The sequence below is a fragment of the Microbacter margulisiae genome (assembly GCF_014192515.1).
GTDB classification, from domain to species: Bacteria; Bacteroidota; Bacteroidia; order Bacteroidales; family Paludibacteraceae; genus Microbacter; species Microbacter margulisiae.
The window spans coordinates 1,739,218-1,755,631 of record NZ_JACHYB010000001.1 but is presented as its reverse complement, the minus strand read 5'-3'; the positions used below and the strand labels follow the sequence as shown (position 1 = coordinate 1,755,631).

The following is a 16,414-nucleotide window of genomic DNA, read 5'->3' as shown; positions in this document are numbered from 1 at the left end:
TTATAATGGAAAATCGCTTTTCAGAAAAATTGCGAGACGTGTTGAGCTATAGTCGCGAAGAAGCCGAACGTTTGGGGAACAATTTTATTGGTCCTGAACATCTTATGCTTGGGCTTTTACGCGAAGGGGATGGAAAAGCCATTGAGCTTCTACATTCTTTAAACGCTGATTTAACATCATTGAAACGACATATTGAAGATCAGGTACGTTCCGATAATCATGTTATTACAAAAGATTTAACTGTCCCCCGGGAGACAGAACGTATTTTGAAAATTCTCTATTTAGAAGCACGCTCACTTAATGTTGAAGTTGCTGATACGGAACACTTGCTATTGGCAATACTAAAAGAAAAAGATAATCTTCCTGCTCAGTTACTGAACAGCGAAGACGTGAACTATGATGTGGTACGCCTTTATCTTGAAGAAAAAAAGGATATAACAATGGGTGCAGATTTTCAGAATGAGGAAGATGACGAAGAAGCATTGAAATCTGCTTCTTCCAAGGGTTCTTCAAAATCCACCGCAACCAAACCTGCGTCGGACACCCCGGTACTGAACAATTTTGGGACAGATTTAACCAAGGCAGCCGAAGAAGGATCTTTAGATAATGTTGTTGGCCGTCAACAGGAAATTGAACGGGTAGCACAGATTCTAAGTCGCCGAAAGAAAAATAATCCGGTGCTCATCGGCGATCCGGGTGTGGGAAAATCAGCCATTGTCGAAGGTCTCGCTTTGCGCATTGTGCAAAGGAAGGTACCGCGGAGTCTTTACGATAAACGTATTGTTGCTCTTGATATGGCTTCTATCGTTGCAGGCACAAAATATCGCGGACAATTTGAGGAACGCCTAATTGCAATTCTGAATGAGTTGAAGAAAAATCCCCAAGTGATTTTATTCATTGATGAAGTTCATACAATTGTTGGAGCCGGAGGAGCTGCCGGATCGTTAGATGCAGCTAACATTTTAAAGCCAGCACTTTCCCGTGGCGAAATTCAGTGCATTGGAGCCACCACGTTGGATGAATACAGGCAAAGTGTTGAAAAAGATGGCGCATTGGAACGTCGTTTTCAAAAGATTGTGGTTGAACCGACTTCAGTAGACGAAACATTAGAAATTCTGGAAAATATCAAAAACCGGTATGAAGATCATCACCGTGTTACATATACTCCCGAGGCCATTGCCGCCTGTGTTAAACTCGCGGAACGCTATATTACCGATCGTGCGTTTCCCGATAAGGCCATTGATGCAATGGATGAAGCCGGAGCGAGGGTACATATCGCTAATGTTATAGTTCCCAAAGAGATCGAAAATCTCGAAAAGGAACTATTGGAAGCAAAGCAAAACAAACAAAAAGCAGTCGAACAACAAAGTTATGAGATGGCTGCCGAATTTCGGGATGCTGAAAAGAAATGTTATGCACGTCTTGAAGAAGCAAAATTGCGGTGGGAAGAAGAGACCAAAGAACAACGAGAAATTGTAGATGCTGACAAAGTGGCAGAGACCGTTGCAATGATGACCGGAATCCCGGTACATCGGATTGCACAGGTTGAGAACGAAAGACTGATCAGCATGCAGACCAGTATTACAAAACGAGTAATCGGGCAGGGAGAGGCAGTTGAGAAAGTGGTAAAAGCAATCCAACGAAACCGTGTCGGTTTGAAAAATCCGAATAAGCCTATTGGAACATTTATATTTTTGGGCCCTACCGGAGTCGGTAAAACACATTTAGCAAAATCATTAGCTGAATTTATGTTTGGCACCCAAGATGCGGTAATTCGTGTAGATATGAGTGAATACATGGATAAATATACAGTATCAAGGTTGATTGGAGCGCCTCCGGGATATGTTGGATATGAAGAAGGAGGCCAGTTGACTGAAAAGGTACGTCGTAAGCCTTATTCCATTGTGCTGTTGGATGAGATTGAAAAGGCACATCCTGATATTTTCAATATTCTTTTGCAGGTTTTTGATGAAGGTCACCTAACTGATGGACTGGGACGCCGTATCGATTTTAAAAATACTATTATTATCATGACCTCTAATGCCGGTACCCGCCAGTTAAAGGAATTTGGTAAAGGTATTGGTTTTGTTATGGAGAGCAATGAACTATCTGACTCCGAACGTTCCAGAAATGTTATTCAGAAAGCACTGACAAGAACGTTCTCTCCTGAATTTCTGAATCGCGTTGATGATGTAATCATGTTCAACCAATTGAGTAAAGATTCGATTATGAAGATTATTGACTTGGAACTGGAAGGATTATATCAGCGCGTCAAAAACTTGGGATATCATTTGCAATTAACAGATGAAGCAAAAGCATTTGTTGCTGACAAGGGCTATGATGTACAATTTGGTGCTCGTCCATTGAAAAGGGCTATTCAAAAGTATGTTGAAGATGAAATGGTGGATTTGATCATGCGGACGCAATTATTGCCAGATTCAGTGGTAACTATGCAACTAAACAAAGAAGAGCAAAAGCTGGATTCGACGATTGAGAATCCAACAACTTCCACAGTCAAGTAAAAACAAATAGCATTTTGAATATTAGACCGTCATAATCTAAACATTATGGCGGTTTTTTTGTGCTAATTGGGAAAGAAACATTCTGAAGTTTGTGCTTTGTAATATGAAGAATCATCCTAAGTCAACTACGAAGTAACCTGTCAATAATTTGTTAAAAGAGCACAGAAATTTGTTTGCTATATAATCAGCCACCAAACAGAAAGCAAAGCAGGAGGTATATTGTTTGAAAACTTATGTTATCTTTGTTTCTGAACGCTCTTTTTCAACAAGATGCGAAGTGAAATAAATAATGTTTGTTTTCTTACAAAATATCATATTTTCCTATGGCTTTTTTTGTTTTATCTATTAATCCGGGATCTACCTCAACGAAGGTTGCTCTATACGAGGACGAAAAATTGCTTTTTTCACGCAATGTAGACCATAGCGCTGAAGAATTACGTCCATTTAAAAGAATCATTGATCAGTTTTATTTTAGGAAGCTTATTGTCTTGCGTATCCTGGCAGAAGAAAAAGTTGATCTGAACAAACTTGATGCCATTGTAGGACGTGGAGGCATGGTAAAACCTATTGAAGCAGGTGTTTATGAAATGAATCCGCTTCTTCATCATGATCTGGCGAAAGGTATCCAGGGAGAACACGCCTGTAGTCTAGGAGGCTTGTTAGCTGAAGCTTTAATCGAATCCAATCCTCATGCACGGGCTTTTATAGCCGATCCTGTTGTTGTTGACGAAATGCAACCTGTGGCTCGTTTGTCAGGTCATCCGCTATTCCCACGTAAGTCATTATTCCATGCTTTGAATCAACGTGCTATCGGAAGATTACATGCACAGAAGATCGGGAAAAAATACGAAGACCTTACCCTTGTTATTGCCCACTTGGGTGGAGGTGTGACTGTTGGTGCACACCGACATGGAAAAGTAGTGGATGTCAACAATGGCATTGACGGAGATGGCCCTTTTTCGGCCAACCGATCGGGGACATTGCCTGCGGCAGCTGTGGCCAGGCTTTGTTTCAGTGAAGATTATACACTGCCTGAAGTTCTTAAGATGATCAGTAGCCAGGGGGGATTACTTGCTCATTTGGGAACCAGTGACTTGCGTGAGGTTGAACAGCGTATCGAAACAGGTGATGAATATGCAAAACTGGTACACGAGGCTTTAGTGTACAATATTGCAAAGGAGATTGGCGCCATGTCCACTGTCTTATATGGGAAAGTAGATGCCATTCTGTTGACAGGCGGCATTGCCCATAGTCAACAAGTCATAGATTCACTGATGTCTAAGATTTCATTTATTGCACCGGTATATGTGTATCCTGGCGAGGATGAAATGTGGGCATTGGCCATGAATGGGTTGGAAATGCTGCGTGGAGCCCCGTGCAAAGTATACGAATGAAACTTATCTTGTTTTATTCCAGATATTCCATGCTTCAATAGCTTGTTTTTCCAGCATCTCGAAGCCATTCTTGATAGCGGCTCCCTGCTCAGCTCCTTTTTCTAAAAAGCGGGTTAAGGGTGGGTTATAGACCAGATCGAACAAAAGGTGCTGATCTCCAATCCACTGGTATGGAATATCAGGGAATTCATCATTGTGAGGGAAAGTGCCGACCGGTGATGCATTTACAATAACGGTATGTGATTCCATGATGGGTTTGGTCAGTTGTGCATACGCCAATTGTCCGGGCTTTGCTTTCCTTGATACGAACCGGGCTTTGATGCCTAGTTGTGTTAGTCCATAATAAACAGCTTTCGATGCTCCGCCTGTTCCTAAGATTAATGCCTGGGCGTGATGCGCTTTCAGTAAGGGTCGTATGGATTCCATAAAGCCAACAACATCAGAATTATCTCCAATCAGAGAAATGAGGCCATTGTGCCGTTCTATGCGGATAACATTGACCGCGCCTATCGCTGCCGCCCGTGGCTCTAATGATGTCAGATACGAAATGACCTGTTCTTTATAAGGAATGGTGACATTGAGGCCGACAAGGTTATCATCCTGAATGATTTTATTGAGTTGTTCAATCGTGCTTATTTCGTATTTTTCATATTGTGCATCAATCTTTTCCCGTTCAAACTTTTCAGTAAAATATTGTTTTGAAAAAGAGTGTCCCAATGGGTAGCCAATTATGCCATAATGTTTCATATCTCTCTGATTGAATTTCTATAAATCTGTTTTCCCTTTTCCCTGCCGGATGATAACCGGAGTATTATCCGTGCAATCGATAATTGTAGATGGAATGATACCACCAATGCCTCCGTCGATAATGGCGTCTACCTGATTGGCAAACTTCTCATCTATCAATTCAGGATCCGTAAGATATTCTTCTTCTATCTCTTCTTCGGGTTCATGTAACGACGCCGACAGGATTGGATTGCCTAATGACTCAATTAATGTCCGTGCAATAAGATTGTCCGGGATACGTATTCCAACCGTATTTCGTTCGCGGAAAAGTTTGGGAAGCCGGTTGCTTCTATTGAGAATAAAGGTGTACGGGCCTGGTAATAGCCGTTTCATCAATTTGAATGTGTCGTTGTCCACTTTGGCAAATTCGCTCAATTGACTCATACTCGAACAGATAAACGAAAGGTGGGCTTTACCCGGCTCTATACCGCGGTATTTGTAAATACGTTCGATGGCGCGAGCATGGAAAATATCACAACCAAGGGCATATACCGTGTCTGTGGGGTAAATGATCACTCCGCCATCACGAAGGATGGAAGCTGCTGCATCAACCGCTTTGGGCTGAGGGTTGTCGGGATGAATTTTTATGATCATTACTATAAGATTTAAGCCATTTATCCCAATTGTTTAAAGAGCGATTCAAATTGCTCCATCAATGCTTCCCAGGTAAAGTCTTTACGTTTTTCCTGTATCGCTTTAGTAAATCGCTTCGTTCCGTCAGTTACGTAAAACTGTTCGATTGACGCAGCTAAAGCTTCAGCTGTAGCATCGGTCACATAGCCGACTTTGTCATGTGGCACGATTTCTGCCAAACCGCCAACGTTGGTGACAATCATTGGCACTTCAAACTGGTATGCAATTTGGGTCACACCACTTTGCGTGGCATTTTTATAAGGTTGTACCACCACGTCAGCCAAAGAGAAATAGTATTTTACATCTTCGTCTTTTACAAAATAGTCGTGTATGAGAAAGTCGTCTGAGACACCCAGTTGCTGCATTTGGGTAATATATTTCTCTTTGTTATTGTAATATTCTCCGGCGACAATCACTTTCTTGTTATGTGTCAATTCTTTTTCTTTCAGTATTTTCCAGGCATCAATCAGCAGGTCGAGACCTTTGTAATCGCGGATAATGCCAAAGAACAACAAATAATTGGTTTCCGGTGCAAGGTGAAGGTATTGGCAGGCCTGTTGTTTGGTGACTTTTTCTCCGTAATTGGCATAAAGCGGATGAGGCGAAAAACGGGTCGGCAAACTTGGAGCAAATGCCAATAGTTCGTTTCTTACCTGTTGAGACATGTATATGCCCCCATCAATCGCTCCCAGAAAATAACGGGTCAGCCATGTGTCAAAAAAATGAGACTCATGTGGGACAACATTATCAAGCAGCGGGATAATTTTTGTGTGTTTGTTGCGTCTGGCCAAATAACAGATCGTCCCCAGGCAAGGCGACATAAAAGGAGTCCAGTAACGGACAATGATAAGGTCGGGACGTTCTTTACGCAGACGCATTCCTGTTGCGATCCAGTTAAAGGGATTGACTGAATTTACTGAACGCCTGATATCAATATCTTCCGGTTGAGGCGATGCCGAATATTGTGTTTTTCCCGGGAAAAGCAAGGAAGGATATTGCACTGTAAAGGTTTCAATCTTCGCCTTTTTGCCTGCACGGGAAAATGTGCGGATCAACATTTCATTGAATGAAGCCAAGCCTCCGCGATAAGGATAAGCTGTGCCGACCAATGTAACTGTAAGTGGCAAAGAGTTCATATGTTGATGATTTTGAATATTTGTGTGTTATGTATTTATTATATGATCCAGTAAGATACGGTTTGCTTCTTCCAATGTTTTCCCAAAAGTGATAATTCCTTCTTCATGACCTCCCATGACCAGTATCTTTTCCTGAGCGACATTCGTTTCACGAAACAAACGTTTAATCTCCTCTGCCATCTCGGGAGTGCCGTAAGTAACACCGGGAGCGGTGGTAGGAACTTTATCCGTCAAACTTTGCCAGGTAGGCATATGATGAATATGGATCACCGCATTTGTATCGGGAGATGATTCATAAATGACAGCATGGGAAAGCGATTCGGACGAAGCCTTTAACGGGCCAGTGCATGTCAGACTATTCTGTTTAAGGTTGTAATCTACCACTACTGCATAATGTTCCTCGTTCGAAGCCGGATATTGTCCTGTAGCGGAACCTGTAATGATAAATGCCTTGCCAGAACGGATGCTAATGTTTCCAAAGCCAACGCCATTGGGATAGACACCTATAAGTCTTTTAGAATAAAGAAGATCACGATATGTAATAATCTCTTTCAATTGATCAGCCGGTACAGGCGCCGTCTTAATCCAATGACAGTAGAATTTGATATAGCCTTCCTGAATATCGTTCTTTCTTTCGGGAAAGAGTGACAAGATGCTCTCTTTATTCGCTTTGCAAATGCCTCTTTCCGTTATTAATCCTGTGACAAGCCGTGCCGGAGTGACATCAAATCCGAAATTGGTTGCGTTGCTTTCAGCAGGTGTAAGCAATATCTTCTTAATTTCACCATCACAAAGACCTTCCATATATTTCACCTCTTCTGCTCCCCGTTCTTCAATCGGGATTTCCTTTATGCCATCTTTGATATTCCAGTCGAAAGAAGAAGAAGGCAGTGCAACATAAAACGGGATATGATTGTCAAAGGCTGCCAGGGCTTTGAGGTATGTGCCTATTTTGTTGGCAACATCGCCGGTATAGGTTGTCCTGTCAGTGCCTACAATTACAATGTCCACCATGCCATGCTGCATCAGATGCCCGCCGACGTTATCCGGAATGATGGTGTGTGGAACTTTATGCTGACCCAATTCCCATGCCGTTAAGCTGGAGCCCTGGTTACGGGGTCGTGTTTCGTCCACCCACACATGCACATCGATACCTTTTTCGAAAGCGGCATAAACAGGAGCCGTAGCTGAACCATAATCGACAAAAGCCAGCCAACCGGCATTACAATGGGTTAAGATATGAACAGTTTTGCCTTGTTTCTGCTTGCTGATCGCTTCGATCAAAGCAAGGCCATATTCCCCGATTTGTTTACAAGATGTTACGTCCGAAGAGGCTATTTTGTTTGCCGTATCAAACGCCACATGAATCTTTTGTTCAGGTGTTTCAGCTTCTTTCATAGCTTCCAATTGCTTGTCGACTGCCCATGCCAGGTTGACGGCTGTTGGACGGGTAGCCTTTAACTTATTGCTGGCAATAGAAATATATTCATCAAAACCATCGTCTTGTGGAGCGTACAATGCAGCCAGATACATACCGTAGCCTGCTGCAGCACCTATCAAACCTGCTCCACGAACATGCATATCACGAATGGCAACTGCGACTGCATCCACTGTCCGCAAATCTTCTATGACAAATTTATGTGGAAGAAATCGTTGGTCAATGGCTTGAATAACCCGGGGATCTGTTTCATTAACCCAAATAGTCCTGTAATGTTTCCCGTTGACATTCATTGCTATATACTGGTAAGTACACTTTTTGCGTGGTTTTTACAATGAGTTCGCTATCACAGAGTAATAACAGAACTGAAGAAAAATCATACAAACTTAAGGAAAAATCTCCGGTTTACAGCGGCAGCAGATAAAATGATACTGATTCGTTCAAGGCAATGGAAGAGGATGAATAAGATTAACAATGAAATTGATTATAGGGACTAAGATAGCTGTAGTTACTCCCATTAAACCGATTGCCAATCCGCTGACAGCGCCTTCCACAGCTCCTAATTCCATTGCCCGGGCTGTTCCGACGGCGTGTGCGCCTGAGCCCAGGGCAAGTCCCCTGGCCAGCTTACTTTCGATACCCAGTATTCGGAGAAGGGAAGGGCCGATAATGCCGCCAAAGATACCCACAACAATCACTACGACAGAGGTAAGCGACGGAATACCGCCTGCATGTTCCGATACGGTGATGGCAATGGGCGTTGTGATGGATTTAGGTTCAAGGGATGCAATGATTCGAAAGTTGGCTCCCATTAACCAGGCTATAAGTGAAACACTGCCAATGCCAACAAGCGCCCCGACAACAATTGAGGCAAACATGATTTTTACATTTCCGCGAATATGAATCAATTGTTCATAAAGCAAAAATCCCAGTGCTACCACCGACAGACCCAGCATGAAATTAATAATAGAAGTAGCTTCTGAAAACTCCGCATAACTCACTCCAATCAATTTGATACTGGTAATAATCACTACAATTGAGGTGAGCAATGGATGCAACAACATCCATTTCGTGCGCCTATACAGCCAGACAGCACCGATGTACACGCCTAAGGTAAAGGCCAACAGGAAAAGTTCGGAATGCAACAGAGCGATCATGAGTGTCGTTTTTCAAGTTTTTGAGCCAGCCAGCCTACGACGGAAATCACCAGAATGGTACTGATCGCAGCCGCCACAACAATGGCCACAATATATTTGCCAATGAGCACATAAGAAGTCATCAACCCGACTCCAACCGGAATAAAGAAGAGCATCATGTTGTCTAACAAAAAGCGGGATGCTTCATGTATGTGTACCGGTTTGACTATTTTCAATACCAGTGCGACAAACAGCAGCAACATACCTAATACACTGCCCGGGATAAAGTTGCCGATCAACAGGGACAACAGGTCTCCGGCCAGATAAAATAACAATAGAATAAGAATTCCTGCCATGGGTTCTTTTTTTTAAAAACTTTTGCCGGTAAAGAAATAAGGAAATCAGATTAACGTACAATGAAGCAAAAAGGTGCTATGCAATAAACTACTTTTATTCAAGACTTTGTATTCTGCGTTGCATTGCATTCAGGAGTAGTTTAACCCTCTTTTTTGAAGCTGCAAAGATAGTAATTTTTATTGTAAGGATTTATTACTACGAGTGTTCGGAAGATTATTAAGTATTCAAAATTAGTAATTTCAGTTGCAATAAAGGGGGAAAAACAGACTGTTTTATCTCTGGAATTTCAAAAACGGAAAATAACCCTGATTTATCAACATAATTCACTGTAAGTTGTTGATAAATAATATGTATAACATCGTTTTTGACATATAATTATTTGGTATTTTTGCATCGAAATTAAACGAGTTTAGATGCACCCAAATAAGTCAATTAAAAACATAACAGTAAAAGAACTGTTGAGTGTTATCCCTGATGAGAAAATAAGTACGTTGGCCGCCAATACCCACGTGGATTATTGCACAAAGGTTTTGTATGGACGTTCCATGTTTTACATGATCCTCTATTCCTTATTAGAGTCTGATCGTACCAGTTTGCGTACAATGGAGGATATCTTTAATAGCGTAAAATTTAAATTTTTATTCAATCTGGATCAAAGCAAAACCGTCCGTTATAGTTCTATCTCGGAGCGATTATCAATAATGGACGTTAGCTTCTTTGAAAAACTGTTCGAGCATTTTTATAATCAGCTTAGTCAATTATATTCTCAGCAAGAACTTGATAAATATAATCTTGTCCGGGTTGATTCAACAATGGTTGCTGAAACTTCATCCCGTCTGTCACAAGGAATGAGAGTTGGTAAAATCGGGAACAAGAAAGTTACAAAAAAACAAGCCAAGTTTACAGTTGCATTTGAGGGCATACTTCCCTGTAATGTGGAACTGTTTTTAGATCAAAGTCAACTCAATGAATGCCTTACTATTCCACAGGTTATAAAAGATCATGCACACAAATACAAGCAACAGGTTTATGTATTTGACCGTGGAGTCAATAAACGAAGTGTTTTCGATGAACTCCAAAGTGATACTATTGATTTTGTTACCCGTTTGAATCCAGGTGCTTCGTATCAAAGTGTAGAAGTTCTTGAACAAGGCGACAGATTAATCGGAGATTTGAAATTACTTAAAGATGAAATCGTTTATCTGTATACTCGGGTCAATAATAGAAAAACCAGAGAATTGACCAGGGAAACCTTCAGACTGATAACTACCGAAAACAAGGATGGAGAAACCCTCTTGTTTCTGACCAATCTGAAAGGGGAAACAGCTGAGAATATAACTGCTTTATACCGCAAACGCTGGGATATTGAGGTAGCGTAAAATAAACTGTGTCAGTTTCAATTCTTATCAAATTTCAGATACTCAATTAATCCGATTTTTTATAATGGATAATGAAGATCCTGAGTTTTGTTGGGCAAAAACGGTTAGGGGTCGACCCCCTAATCGTTTTTTATTACAATGGCACAAAGTTTCACCATCGTTTTGTTGGGTGGAAGCAAAACTAAGAAAAATGCCTGGATATTTGTTTGATGTTGTGATTTTATTCAAATAAATTAAACCTTTCAGGAAATTTAATCGCCAGTTGTTGTGCAGTTAACCCCCAGTTTGACAGAGGCATAGTCCATTTTTTCCGGATATTGCGATAGGCCAAATACACCAATTTTTCCAATGCTGTATCATTGGTAAAAACACCTTTGTTTTTGGTAACTTTCCTTATCTGACGGTGATAGCCTTCTACGGTATTGGTGGTATATATGATTCTTCGGATAGCATCAGAAAACTCAAAATAAGCGGTTAGTTTTTCCCAATTATCACGCCATGATTTAATGACAATTGGATAATCCTTTCCCCACTTTGAATCAAGATTATCGAGTTCGATTGCTGCCTGCTCTTTGCTTACTGCTTGATAAACAAGCTTCAAATCTTTCATGAACGTTTTCTGATTTTTACTTGCAACATATTTAATTGAATTGCGGATTTGATGCACCACACAAGTTTGAACTACTGTGTGTGGAAATACGCTTTTTATAGCATCTGAAAAGCCACTAAGATTGTCCGTAGAGGCTATTAGAATGTCATTTACTCCTCTTGATTGAAGATCGGTGAGCACCGATAACCAAAAGTTAGCTCCTTCGCTTTTGGAAATATACATGCCAAGCAAATCTTTGTAACCGTTACGGTCAACACCCAATACGTTGTATATGGCTCGTGTTACAGGGCGATTCTTTTCGTCCATCACTTTGTAGTGAATGGCATCCATCCAAACAATTGGATAAACACTATCCAATGACCTGCTACGCCAGGACTGAATCTCTGGCAGAACCCGGTCTGTTATGGAACTGATTGTGTCAGCAGAAACCCTGTTTCCAAGGTTTTCCTCCATCCAATCGCTTATTTCCCGAGTACTGTTCCCCAAGGCATAAAGACCAATTATACGGTCTGCAACACCTTCTGCAAGTATTGTTTCACGTTTCTTTATAAACTCAGGTTCAAAACTGGAATGGCGGTCACGGGGTGTATGAACGGTGACTTCACCCAATTGGGTTTGAACTTGTTTGGACATACGTCCATTGCGCCGATTGCCTAAACTACGCTCATCTTCATCTAAATGAGCATCCATTTCTCCCTCTAAAGCTGCATTTAGAATATTTTCTAACAAGGGCGCAAAGGCACCATCTTTGCCTAAAAGGGGTTTGCCAGATTTTATCTGTTCTAAAACTTTGGCTTGAAAAGCCTTGTAATCAAATTCTTCCATAAAAATAAACTGTATTGTAAAGTTATAAAATTATTTTATTCTTTACTGACACAGTTTAATTTACAGTCTCGATATTGAAGTATTCTTCCGTTTTATAAAACAAGAATTGAACTTCAGCCACTTTATGTCAACCAATGAAAACGGAATAAAGATTATTCTCTATATGACTTTAATTCTATCCATGTTGTTGTTGATTTACAAGCGATTGAATAATGTCGGTTATAAAACAGCCAAAAGACGATTTGGCATTGAACTGGATGAATTGATTATAGCCTTGATTGTCCGTTTTTGTGGCGGTGATCCATCGCTGGTATTCCGTTAAAAAAAGACTGCAATCAGTATCAATCAAAAAAATATATATCAAAGAACGCTTATCACAGCAATATATCAATCTTCCGAACACTCGTAATTTATTACCCGTTGTGTAAATGCCTTTGCCAGAGTTATATTTATGAATCATCTTTCTCATTCTCTTTCGTGATATAACGAAAGGATCAAAACACACAATACATTCATTGATATATCTTTATAACATATTCAAGATATTGGCTATCTTAAGCCTGGAACTTTTATTACCCCCGGTATCTTCTCTTTTTACCGGGGTAATTATTTCTTTTACCGGGGTATCGTTTCTTATTACCTTGGTAACGTATTTTATTACCGGGATATCGTTTCTTGTTACCTCGGTATCTTCTTTTATTACCGGGGTAACGCCTTCTATTACCCCAGTATCGTTTCTTGTTACCAGGGTAACGTCTTTTATTACCCCGGTATCTATTCTTATTACCTCGGTATCTTTTCTCTTTACCTTGGTAATAATTCCTTTTACCCTGGTAATTTATCTTTTAGCAGGCGCTAAAACTTTTTTAGTAGGGAACTTTTATCTTTAAGCAGGCGATTCTATGAGTCTGTCCAATAAACTGAATCAAGTTCTTTATGAGTTTGCTCTTCATTCGATTCAATTTGGTGTTTAGGCCTCGCTGTGTCTTTTTTTTCAGGAAGCGTTGTATCTTTGGCCTTAAAAATAAATCTATTTGCATTAAGCTATTGGAAGCATGAAGTGGTCGATACAAACTATCCTAATACATGTTTTTGCCTGGACGCTTACGGGGAATAGTTATTTGCCTTCTTTTTCCGATTCCGATGCCAGCTATTCCAATATTGTCGCCGGGTCTTATCATCTTTATGTCAACAATGTGCTGTTGAAATGACCAAACCAACGATTCGTGTATGGGTTGTTCATACATACAGACAATTGCGATTTTCATCTATCCAGCAATCTTATACACAAAAAATGCCGGAATCTGGATTGTCAGGCTCCGGCAAATAATGCCTTCCTGCTTTTTATCAGAAATGAAGTATCAATCCAAGGGAAACTGGCCTGACAGAAGGCCCTTTCCCTGACTGGAACAGATTAGTCGGAGAATATTTTGCATAAACACTGATTGACCCGATTCCAATTTGTCCCATATAGTTGATGCTGATTGGATTGGTATTTAGTCCTCTGGCTTCTACATTATTGACCGTATGGCCGGAAGCATCATTGTAGCAGACCTTGTAGGAAGAAAATGTTTTGATACCTGCCACTACACCAGCCGACAAATAGATAGCATGTGCCCTGCCTTCAAAAGGTTGCCATTCGAGTAAGGCGGGAATCGTCAGATAAGTCACTTTTAGGCGGCTATATTGATAGTTTATTCCTGCCGGAGCCGGAGCAACCTGAGTCACCCCATTGACATCGACCAGATGGGTATTGTCGTCGAGACGGAATGTATACCAACTCATTCCCAATCCGGTAGTCAGTCCGAGATTATTATTGTAGAGCGGAATGATATGTTGAAACAGGTTGATAAACCACTCTGTTGATTGATCGGCTTTCAAAGTGATTCCATCCACATTGGTCATGTGGAACGAGCCGTCGGTTAAATTACTGAATCCAATTCCAAAGCCTGCCCAGTGAGGCTTCATAGCAGAACCGAAATGTTTATGTTTTTTTCCCCCTCCGTTAAGAAACGAAGGTAGCTGGATGCCCAGTTCTTCCATTACCGTCCATTTCTCGTAGCTTTTCCCATTGCTGTAAATTCCTTCATACAGTTTCTTTTCAGGGACTGTATCGGACAGAGTAGTAGCATTGTACACATTGACTTTTATCTGGTCATTCTCTTCTTCTACTTTAATCAACTTATGATTGAAGAGAATGGTTGTGTCGGCTGGAGCCAAATTTGAAGCAAAAACCGAAGATCCTATCACGAGAATCAAAAACGAGAGAAAAATAATCTTTTTCATACGATAGTAATTTTATTTTTTAATGAATACAGGAAACTGTCATAACTGCATTACAGCCTTAGCTTCCTGTTCTTTTTATAATCTCTGAGTTGTGGGTTGCAGCGAAAAGTATATTAGCCTGTCTTGCAACCTTGTTGGTGAATAATGTTTATTGTTTCTTTTTTAGCAGCAAATTGAGTACTTCCCCCGGATCGGTTTTTGACTCGAGATAGATAAGTGTGATCTGTTTTCCAGCGAGTGGGGATTCATTGTATAAAATAATCCGGTTTTCATTCCCTTTAGGAGGTAGCACCAAAAATTCGGAAGTCAACACTCCATTGGCGACTACCTGTTTGATCTTTTTTGCCCCTTTCTGATCCTGATCAAGGCATTGCTTGATAAACGAGGCAGCTGATGGATCATCTTTAATCACAATACTTTTGAAGAATGACAAATCATAATTCTCCAGTGCTTCGCCGGAAAGTTCTACCATCACCACTCCTTTCTTCTTCCCGTAAAGGTCAAATACTTTGCTGATCTGTAGATCTTTTTGTGCAAGAAGATGCAACGGAAAGAACGACATGATCAATAGTAGCAATACATAATAGCGTTTCATCTGTTCTGTTTTTTATATTTGATTAAAACTGACAGGCAAAATCCGGCATGCTAAATCGAAAGATCTTGCTTTGAGTCATGTTGTTTGTTTTAATGATTGCTGCTAAATACAGCAAGCTCCTGATTGATTATTTCATTATTGTTAAGATCCCGTGTTGATGCCTGCACTTCATCGGGGGATGAGGCGATAATCTGAAGCGAGGCCATTGCCTGAGCCTTTATTTCTTTGATGTTGGTGATTTTTTGGCCATTCACATATGCATAATTCAGTTGTACCTGATTGCTGAACAGGAATTTTGCCAGGAAGAAGCCAACCAATAAAGTTGCAGCAACGCTGCTCCATCGGATAAAAGAAACGATTGATGCCTGTTTCTTTGTTTCTGGTCTGGATTCAGCAAAATAGCCTAATATTGCCTGGTCAGCTTCAAAACGCAGAGGCAAATCCTTTTGCGAAAGGAACTGTTGCAGTTGTCTTTCTTCTTCCACGGTAGTAGCGCCTTCATAATATTTCTCCAGTAAATTTTCCGCTTCTATTGTGGTAAGTCCTTTTTTTATCATTTTGTTCATTGCTATCGAGTTAATCGTATATATTCTTCCCTCACCTTTTTGCGTGCCCTTGACAGGTTCATCCTGACGGCTTCAGGTTGTGTTCCTGTAATTTCAGCTATCTCTTCCACTTCATATTCTTCAATGTCTTTCATCCTGATGATGGCCTGTTGTAAGGGCGGTAACCTGTCGATGATTACTCGCAGAATCTGTCCGGTGTTTTTGCGTTCCAGTTCCAAGTACGGATTATCGGGTCCCGCCTGCCTGTAAAGTTCGTCATCAAGAGAGTCTTCATACGTTCGTCCCCTTAGTTTGTCGATACAAAGATTTTTAGTCATTGTTGTTGCAAATGCAGTGGTGCTTTCGTACTGTCCCAATGATTCGCGGATGTGCCACAGTTTAAGGAATACCTCTTGTACAGCATCCTCAGCATCTTGCTTCTCCTCAAGCATTTTCCATGCTATGTGAAACAATCTTTCGCGTAGCGGCAGTATCTCTGCCTTAAACTTTTCGGGACTCATTGTATTTATGACGGAACAGACACGAATTTATAACATCCGTCGTGACATTTTTCTGTAAATTATCTGGTGATGATTGATATTCTGTGAGATAATGAGAAGCAAAACTACAAAAAGGGTTTGAGATTCTCTATAAAAAGAGTGAAGGTAGGTGATATGCCGGATTGTATTTTTTTGATAAAAAATGTTTATAAAAAGATGTTTTTATTAGAAAATAACTGTGTGTTTGTGGAGAAATAAAAAATAAGATATTG

Annotated in this window: 17 protein-coding genes; 6 read left to right on the top strand and 11 right to left on the bottom strand. The window is 40.7% G+C overall.

The window, feature by feature from the left end; genetic code table 11:
* Nucleotides 1-5 precede the first annotated feature (5 nt).
* Together FHX64_RS07160 and buk are read left to right on the top strand one after the other, a co-directional pair.
* Nucleotides 6-2,522, top strand: coding sequence for an ATP-dependent Clp protease ATP-binding subunit (locus FHX64_RS07160; RefSeq protein WP_183413091.1), 2,517 nt, complete (start codon nucleotides 6-8; stop codon nucleotides 2,520-2,522).
* A gap of 323 nt (nucleotides 2,523-2,845) precedes the next feature.
* Complete coding sequence (buk, locus tag FHX64_RS07155) at nucleotides 2,846-3,916, top strand: butyrate kinase (RefSeq protein WP_183413090.1); 1,071 nt, start codon at nucleotides 2,846-2,848, stop codon at nucleotides 3,914-3,916.
* 3 nt (nucleotides 3,917-3,919) lie between these two features.
* Here the strand turns inward: buk and FHX64_RS07150 are convergent, their stop codons facing one another.
* From FHX64_RS07150 to FHX64_RS07125, 6 genes are all read right to left on the bottom strand, one after another.
* Complete coding sequence (locus FHX64_RS07150) at nucleotides 3,920-4,663, bottom strand: shikimate dehydrogenase family protein (RefSeq protein ID WP_183413089.1); 744 nt, start codon at nucleotides 4,661-4,663, stop codon at nucleotides 3,920-3,922.
* 18 nt (nucleotides 4,664-4,681) lie between these two features.
* Entirely contained in the window at nucleotides 4,682-5,296 is a 615-nt protein-coding gene (locus FHX64_RS07145; RefSeq protein ID WP_183413088.1) for an L-threonylcarbamoyladenylate synthase, read from the bottom strand.
* Nucleotides 5,297-5,316: 20 nt separating this feature from the next.
* Nucleotides 5,317-6,471 carry a glycosyltransferase gene (locus tag FHX64_RS07140; RefSeq protein ID WP_183413087.1) on the bottom strand — a complete coding sequence of 385 codons (1,155 nt, stop codon included), beginning with the start codon at nucleotides 6,469-6,471 and terminating at the stop codon, nucleotides 5,317-5,319.
* 27 nt (nucleotides 6,472-6,498) lie between these two features.
* Nucleotides 6,499-8,202, bottom strand: coding sequence for an S-methyl-5-thioribose-1-phosphate isomerase (gene mtnA / locus FHX64_RS07135; RefSeq protein WP_183413086.1), 1,704 nt, complete (start codon nucleotides 8,200-8,202; stop codon nucleotides 6,499-6,501).
* 147 nt (nucleotides 8,203-8,349) lie between these two features.
* Nucleotides 8,350-9,066: an LrgB family protein gene (locus FHX64_RS07130; protein ID WP_183413085.1), complete on the bottom strand. Its 717-nt coding sequence runs from the start codon at nucleotides 9,064-9,066 to the stop codon at nucleotides 8,350-8,352.
* Nucleotides 9,063-9,401 (bottom strand): CidA/LrgA family protein, encoded by a 339-nt coding sequence (locus FHX64_RS07125; protein WP_183413084.1) that lies wholly within the window; start codon nucleotides 9,399-9,401, stop codon nucleotides 9,063-9,065. The genes FHX64_RS07130 and FHX64_RS07125 overlap by 4 nt, the downstream gene beginning before the upstream one ends.
* A 414-nt stretch (nucleotides 9,402-9,815) precedes the next feature.
* Between FHX64_RS07125 and FHX64_RS07120 the strand changes: the two genes are divergently transcribed.
* Nucleotides 9,816-10,781 carry an IS4 family transposase gene (locus FHX64_RS07120; protein ID WP_183413083.1) on the top strand — a complete coding sequence of 322 codons (966 nt, stop codon included), beginning with the start codon at nucleotides 9,816-9,818 and terminating at the stop codon, nucleotides 10,779-10,781.
* Between the two features lie 220 nt (nucleotides 10,782-11,001).
* On the opposite strand, the gene FHX64_RS07115 is transcribed toward FHX64_RS07120, so the two are convergent.
* Nucleotides 11,002-12,216, bottom strand: a complete 1,215-nt coding sequence (locus tag FHX64_RS07115) for an IS256 family transposase (protein WP_183412745.1) — start codon at nucleotides 12,214-12,216, stop codon at nucleotides 11,002-11,004.
* 124 nt (nucleotides 12,217-12,340) lie between these two features.
* On the opposite strand from FHX64_RS07115, the gene FHX64_RS14330 reads away from it, so the two are divergent.
* From FHX64_RS14330 to FHX64_RS07100, 3 genes are all read left to right on the top strand, one after another.
* Nucleotides 12,341-12,538, top strand: a complete 198-nt coding sequence (locus tag FHX64_RS14330) for a hypothetical protein (protein WP_246392333.1) — start codon at nucleotides 12,341-12,343, stop codon at nucleotides 12,536-12,538.
* Between the two features lie 223 nt (nucleotides 12,539-12,761).
* Complete coding sequence (locus FHX64_RS07105; protein WP_183413082.1) at nucleotides 12,762-13,106, top strand: hypothetical protein; 345 nt, start codon at nucleotides 12,762-12,764, stop codon at nucleotides 13,104-13,106.
* Between the two features lie 165 nt (nucleotides 13,107-13,271).
* Entirely contained in the window at nucleotides 13,272-13,427 is a 156-nt protein-coding gene (locus tag FHX64_RS07100; protein ID WP_183413081.1) for a hypothetical protein, read from the top strand.
* A 136-nt stretch (nucleotides 13,428-13,563) separates the two neighbouring features.
* Here FHX64_RS07100 and FHX64_RS07095 read toward each other — a convergent pair whose 3' ends face one another.
* From FHX64_RS07095 to FHX64_RS07080, 4 genes are all read right to left on the bottom strand, one after another.
* Entirely contained in the window at nucleotides 13,564-14,502 is a 939-nt protein-coding gene (locus FHX64_RS07095; protein ID WP_183413080.1) for a PorT family protein, read from the bottom strand.
* Between the two features lie 148 nt (nucleotides 14,503-14,650).
* Entirely contained in the window at nucleotides 14,651-15,097 is a 447-nt protein-coding gene (locus tag FHX64_RS07090; protein ID WP_183413079.1) for a DUF6108 family protein, read from the bottom strand.
* 89 nt (nucleotides 15,098-15,186) lie between these two features.
* Nucleotides 15,187-15,663 (bottom strand): hypothetical protein, encoded by a 477-nt coding sequence (locus FHX64_RS07085; RefSeq protein ID WP_183413078.1) that lies wholly within the window; start codon nucleotides 15,661-15,663, stop codon nucleotides 15,187-15,189.
* 2 nt (nucleotides 15,664-15,665) lie between these two features.
* On the bottom strand, nucleotides 15,666-16,163 hold the full coding sequence (locus tag FHX64_RS07080) for an RNA polymerase sigma factor (RefSeq protein ID WP_183413077.1): 498 nt from the start codon (nucleotides 16,161-16,163) through the stop codon (nucleotides 15,666-15,668).
* Nucleotides 16,164-16,414 lie beyond the last annotated feature (251 nt).

Bases quoted from the DNA above. Each gene is read 5' to 3' on its own strand.
- FHX64_RS07085 (WP_183413078.1), bottom strand. From the start codon at position 15,663: ATGAACAAAATGATAAAAAAAGGACTTACCACAATAGAAGCGGAAAAT.
- FHX64_RS07130 (WP_183413085.1), bottom strand. From the start codon at position 9,066: ATGATCGCTCTGTTGCATTCCGAACTTTTCCTGTTGGCCTTTACCTTA.
- FHX64_RS07140 (WP_183413087.1), bottom strand. From the start codon at position 6,471: ATGAACTCTTTGCCACTTACAGTTACATTGGTCGGCACAGCTTATCCT.
- FHX64_RS07095 (WP_183413080.1), bottom strand. From the start codon at position 14,502: ATGAAAAAGATTATTTTTCTCTCGTTTTTGATTCTCGTGATAGGATCT.
- FHX64_RS14330 (WP_246392333.1), top strand. From the start codon at position 12,341: ATGTCAACCAATGAAAACGGAATAAAGATTATTCTCTATATGACTTTA.
- FHX64_RS07080 (WP_183413077.1), bottom strand. From the start codon at position 16,163: ATGAGTCCCGAAAAGTTTAAGGCAGAGATACTGCCGCTACGCGAAAGA.
- FHX64_RS07150 (WP_183413089.1), bottom strand. From the start codon at position 4,663: ATGAAACATTATGGCATAATTGGCTACCCATTGGGACACTCTTTTTCA.
- FHX64_RS07160 (WP_183413091.1), top strand. From the start codon at position 6: ATGGAAAATCGCTTTTCAGAAAAATTGCGAGACGTGTTGAGCTATAGT.
- FHX64_RS07120 (WP_183413083.1), top strand. From the start codon at position 9,816: ATGCACCCAAATAAGTCAATTAAAAACATAACAGTAAAAGAACTGTTG.
- FHX64_RS07100 (WP_183413081.1), top strand. From the start codon at position 13,272: ATGAAGTGGTCGATACAAACTATCCTAATACATGTTTTTGCCTGGACG.
- FHX64_RS07115 (WP_183412745.1), bottom strand. From the start codon at position 12,216: ATGGAAGAATTTGATTACAAGGCTTTTCAAGCCAAAGTTTTAGAACAG.
- FHX64_RS07125 (WP_183413084.1), bottom strand. From the start codon at position 9,401: ATGGCAGGAATTCTTATTCTATTGTTATTTTATCTGGCCGGAGACCTG.
- mtnA (WP_183413086.1), bottom strand. From the start codon at position 8,202: ATGAATGTCAACGGGAAACATTACAGGACTATTTGGGTTAATGAAACA.
- buk (WP_183413090.1), top strand. From the start codon at position 2,846: ATGGCTTTTTTTGTTTTATCTATTAATCCGGGATCTACCTCAACGAAG.
- FHX64_RS07145 (WP_183413088.1), bottom strand. From the start codon at position 5,296: ATGATCATAAAAATTCATCCCGACAACCCTCAGCCCAAAGCGGTTGAT.
- FHX64_RS07090 (WP_183413079.1), bottom strand. From the start codon at position 15,097: ATGAAACGCTATTATGTATTGCTACTATTGATCATGTCGTTCTTTCCG.